This window comes from Sphingobacterium sp. UBA7249 (assembly GCF_002472835.1).
Classification (GTDB): domain Bacteria; phylum Bacteroidota; class Bacteroidia; order Sphingobacteriales; family Sphingobacteriaceae; genus Sphingobacterium; species Sphingobacterium prati.
The window spans coordinates 1-3,852 of sequence record NZ_DKST01000005.1; the positions used below are offsets into that span (position 1 = coordinate 1).

At 39.0% G+C, this 3,852-nt stretch carries 5 protein-coding genes; 2 read left to right on the forward strand and 3 right to left on the reverse strand.

What is annotated here, in order from left to right; genetic code table 11:
- The 3 genes from B4A24_RS03510 to B4A24_RS03520 form a co-directional block, all read right to left on the reverse strand.
- The coding region (locus B4A24_RS03510) for a protein-tyrosine-phosphatase (protein WP_293942659.1) at positions 1–425 on the reverse strand (425 nt) is incomplete at its 3' end.
- Between the two features lie 19 nt (positions 426–444).
- A complete protein-coding gene (locus B4A24_RS03515) occupies positions 445–909 on the reverse strand; it encodes a DUF6428 family protein (RefSeq protein WP_149524430.1) in 465 nt (154 codons plus the stop codon).
- Positions 910–984: 75 nt separating this feature from the next.
- Complete coding sequence (locus B4A24_RS03520) at positions 985–1,314, reverse strand: ArsR/SmtB family transcription factor (RefSeq protein WP_002993233.1); 330 nt, start codon at positions 1,312–1,314, stop codon at positions 985–987.
- A gap of 181 nt (positions 1,315–1,495) precedes the next feature.
- Here B4A24_RS03520 and B4A24_RS03525 point away from each other — a divergent pair, with 181 nt between their 5' ends.
- Together B4A24_RS03525 and B4A24_RS03530 are read left to right on the forward strand one after the other, a co-directional pair.
- Positions 1,496–2,404 (forward strand): transposase, encoded by a 909-nt coding sequence (locus B4A24_RS03525; protein ID WP_149524546.1) that lies wholly within the window; start codon positions 1,496–1,498, stop codon positions 2,402–2,404.
- A 197-nt stretch (positions 2,405–2,601) separates the two neighbouring features.
- A complete protein-coding gene (locus B4A24_RS03530) occupies positions 2,602–3,834 on the forward strand; it encodes an IS256 family transposase (RefSeq protein ID WP_293942663.1) in 1,233 nt (410 codons plus the stop codon).
- Positions 3,835–3,852 lie beyond the last annotated feature (18 nt).

The following is a 3,852-nucleotide window of genomic DNA, read 5'->3' on the forward strand; positions in this document are numbered from 1 at the left end:
GTGAATGCCGATACAGGATTGAAAGGGCTATCGTACTTTTTTGAAAAACCGATTATAGGTAAAGTATTTTCACTATACTTTATAGCATATACAGGATTATTATTGTCTGCAATTTTAAAGATGTTTAAACCCTGATTAGTCAATGTTTCTGCAACTTTTGGAAATAGTGCCGTTTCTTCCGTACCGCCCGAATAACAATGCACATTCGGAATATGGTAATATACACTTGCCACCTGTGCCCAAACCTGCGACAAATGGCTTCTGCGTGAATTGTGGGTACAGATGAAATTTAGATTTATTTCCTGTCCGCTATTTACCTTTTGCTGTATGTAATCTACCAACGGCTGTAATACGGTTTTACGTTCCTCGCTTATGGTCTGAACATCAGTTATTCCCTTTATGGTTTCAGCTAAATTTTTATACATTACGATTAGTTTATAGGGTTTAACAACAGCCCGAATTAGGTGTACAGCAAGCACTGTTCAGCTCTGATAATTTTACTTTTTGTTTTTCGGCAGGAATACCGCAGGCATCACTTGCCAAGCAAGCGGTTTGTTTGTTCTTCAGTACAAAATGGTTTCCGTTAAAATCCAAATCGTATTTACCGATTGTTTCGCTCTGATATTCTACTTCTATTTCGGCATCATCAATGCCCAATTTTTCTTCGGATAATTTAATGATGTTTAATAATTTGGTTGGTTTTAATCTGTGTTCAAAATCGTTGGCATTCCATAATTGGAAATTGACGACTTGCTCGTTTCTAATTGTTCCGCCACAATCAATAAAGTGTTTGGTAATAATACCTACTTCCGTAACGTGGAAATGTTCGGGAACAAAAGTTCCGTTTTCTAATTGAAATTCAACATTGTCTAATGTTGGTAAGATTTCTTTGATGTTTGATAGTTTCATTGTTTTTGAATTTTGAAATGATTTATTAAAATATTGTATCGTAATATAGCGATGTTAAATATTAAAAAAACACGGCTAACAGCACTTGTTTACCTTTACTTCCTGATCAAAGAATGAATTAAAATCTGCTTGGATTTTTTTCCAAACATTTTTATCGATGCAATAACAAACAGATTTAACCTCGATTGTGCCTTGAATGATGCCGATACTCTTTAACTCCTTTAAATGCTGAGAAATCGTAGCCTGTGCCAATCCCAATTCCTCGACCAGATCATTACAGATACAGGCTTTCTGGTTAATGATATATTGAAGTATGGCAACCCTTGCAGGGTGTGCCAGAACCTTAAATAGAGAAGCTAATCTGTTTTGCTCGTCCGTGAATATTTCTGATTTAGTAAGTCCCATGCTTTGTTTTTTATATATCGCAATATTACGATAATAATTTGAAAATAGTAGTTAGTATTTAGTAATGCGAATTAAGGGTTGAAATATATTGGAAAAAGCTTCTTAAAAAGAGGGGTGAAAACTTGCATAAAAGCCTGATTATCAGTATATTTATAATGTTCCTTACGCATTATTAAACAACATGATCAATCAGGCCAAGGCTCTAAAATTAATAAAATTATACCAGTATGTTTGTGATAAATATGACAGTGAACTGCAATATTATTGTCAGCGATTTTCAAACAATAACAAACCTGACTTTACTGATCAGGAGGTTTTGACCATCTATTTATTCAGTGTGCACGAGGAACAGCGGCTAAGGATCAAGCAGATCCATAAATTCGCCTCGGATTATCTGATGGATTGGTTTCCCAAGCTAACTTCATACGTAGCATTCAACACCCGTATCAACCGCCTTTTTGATGTTTTGAGATCTCTTTGTCAGTCAGTTATAGAGGACTTTGCACCAGAGGAGTGCTCCAGAGAATTTTCCCTACTGGACTCTATGCCCATCATAACCTGCAGTGGGACTAGAAGGGCAAAGGTAGCTCTGGAGATAACGGATAAAAGCTTCTGCTCAACGAAGAGGCTTTGGTATTTTGGATTAAAGCTTCATGCGCTCAACAGCTATAACAAATCCACGCTGCCTCGTCCGGAAAGCATTGTAATAAGCAAGGCATCTGAAAGTGACCTGAACATATTTAAGGAGAATTGGGCATCCATCGCAGGTAGGACGTTCTTTGGTGACAAGATATACCGTGACGCCCCGTTCTTCGAGTGGTTTTATAAAGAAAAAAAATCAATTATGTATACTCCGATAAGGGAAACCCAAGGAAAACCAGATTGTTTAAAAAACAGGGATCGTGCTTATAATGACCTGTTTTCAAGAGCAGTATCTAAGGTAAGACAACCAATCGAATCCTTTTTTAATTGGATAAATGAAAAAACACAGATACAAAACGCAAGTAAGGTCAGATCTACCAAAGGACTATTAGTACATGTGTTCGGTAAATTAACAGCCTGTTTCATAAAGCCTATTTTCAACCCTTAATTCGCATTAGTATTTAGTATTTAGTATTTAGTAGTTAGTATTTAGACCTATGGCGGGAGTGGATTTTAGACATTAGAGTTGTCTGAACCAGGAAAGGAAGGATTTTAAGATAAGCAGGATCGAGACTGTAACCTGAACTGTGTCAGGGGAATAATTAGATGTAATTCATTATATTCAATTATTCAAACGATACGGTCATGAAAGAAAAGACCCCATTTGACTTTGAACGCTTCAAGGAAGAAGCGCTTCAAGGATTATCCGAAGGCAAGAGCCTATCTCCCAATGACGGCGTTCTGGCGCCCCTGATGAAACATTTATTGGAATCGATGCTTTCGGGCGAGATGGACAACCATCTTGAAGAAGAAAAAGCCTCAGGCAATAGTAATCGTAGGAACGGCAAGACCAAAAAGACGGTCCGGGGTCCGCATACGGGCACCTTCGAGTTGGAGACGAGCCGCGATCGATCTGGAACGTTCGAGCCTAAGATTGTCCCCAAACGCCAATTGATCATTACAGAACAGTTAGAAGGTCATGTTTTGAGTATGTATGCCAAAGGTATGAGCATGCGTGCTATCAGCGATTTCATCCGCGAAATGTATGCTATGGAGATTTCCGCGACAGAGATTTCTCGGATTACCGAAAGCGTCATGCCTGCTGTCAATGAATGGCGAAGTCGCCCCTTAGAAGCTGTTTATCCTTTTGTATTTCTGGACTGCATGCACTATAAGGTTCGTCAGAACGGAACGGTAGAATCAAGAGCCATCTACAATATATTGGGTATAGGTATGGATGGTCGTAAAGACCTGATCGGGCTTTATAGTTCAGAACATGAGGGCGCTAAATTTTGGCTTTCGGTTCTTACGGACCTAAAGCAACGCGGTGTTGAGGATATCCTGATTGCCTGTATTGACGGGCTTAAGGGCTTCCCTGAAGCTATAGAGGCCATATTTCCAAAGACCAGGATCCAGCTCTGTGTTGTTCATCAGATCCGTTCGAGCATACGCTATGTGACAGATAAGGACAAAAGGGAAGTAATAGCCGACATGAAACCAATCTACAGAGCGGTCAATGAAGAAATGGGTTATGAGAACCTGCTGTTGTTCGAGGAAAAATGGGGGAAGAAATATCCTCTAGCAGTTAAGTCATGGCTGGAAAATTGGGTAAATCTTTCCACCTTCTTCGAATATGATCAGCAGATACGAAAGATTATATATACGACTAACCCCATCGAGGGGATGCATCGACAGATCAGAAAGATAACCAAGACAAAGGGAGCTTTCAACTCAGAACAGGCGCTCTTAAAACTGATGTATTTGATCATCAGGGATATTTCCAAAAAATGGACTATGCCCGCACATAACTGGGCACTGACGATATCCCAACTCTACATTAAATTTGGTGATAGAATCAGGCTAGATAAGAGCTTTTAGGTTTAGGTTAATTCCCCA